The organism is Bartonella sp. AA23NXGY, from assembly GCF_042197165.1.
Lineage (GTDB): Bacteria > Pseudomonadota > Alphaproteobacteria > Rhizobiales > Rhizobiaceae > Bartonella.
In genome coordinates this window covers 1-777 of sequence record NZ_JBHIRO010000093.1, presented here as the reverse complement: position 1 = coordinate 777, position 777 = coordinate 1, and the positions used below count along the sequence as shown (strand labels likewise).

The window sequence follows — 777 nt, the reverse complement described above, 5'->3', positions numbered from 1 at the left end:
ATTAAGAGCGTACGGAAAGAGGCAAGGCAAGCAGCCGCCGTTGGTCTAGCAGTATCCAACCTACGTTACTTTGACGAGCCGGGATCTTTGAGTGTCTCATTTGGTAGCGGCGCATGGCGTGGACAATCCGCATTTGCTCTTGGTGCTGGTTATACATCTGAAAACGGAAAAATCCGCTCTAATCTCTCTGCCACGAGTGCTGGTGGTCATTGGGGCATAGGTGGTGCAATCACTCTGAAAATAAAATAATACGAACAACGAAAATAGAACAAAACATCCACCCTTATTTATTGAAATAAAGGTGGATATTTTTTTTTACAGACGCACAGTATTTATCTAGAGATAAGCATAATATTTGATGAGGCTATAAACTGTGAGGTTTTATAGAAGATTTTTCTATATTTTGTTGAAAAAAGATCACAGTAGAATCCATATTGCTAAAAAGCTATATTTTTATGTTGCTATTTTCTTGAACAGCCTATAGCTGTATGAAAATGTATATTAGTAAGACTCATTTTGATAAAATAATTCAAAGGGGGATAAGTAGTGCGTAAAGATAAAAGGTACATCACGGGACCACGCATATATCATTATATGATATATTAAAAAGAAAAAATCCAACTAAAAAGCCAGTTATCCAAAGAAGAATATATTCCGGACATATTACAATTTCTTTTTACTTTACTTATTATTAATAAAACCATGCTTTCTAATAAAAATAAAGTCTATAATTAGGAAAATACATACTAAAACCTAGTACAAAGGATTTTATAGTAA

The 777-nt window shown here is 33.8% G+C and carries 1 protein-coding gene; it reads left to right on the top strand.

Going from position 1 to position 777, the window contains the following annotated elements; all coding sequences use genetic code 11:
* Positions 1–249 (top strand): YadA-like family protein (locus ACFINY_RS09820; RefSeq protein WP_375651484.1); only part of this gene is annotated, 249 nt, incomplete at its 5' end.
* Positions 250–777 lie beyond the last annotated feature (528 nt).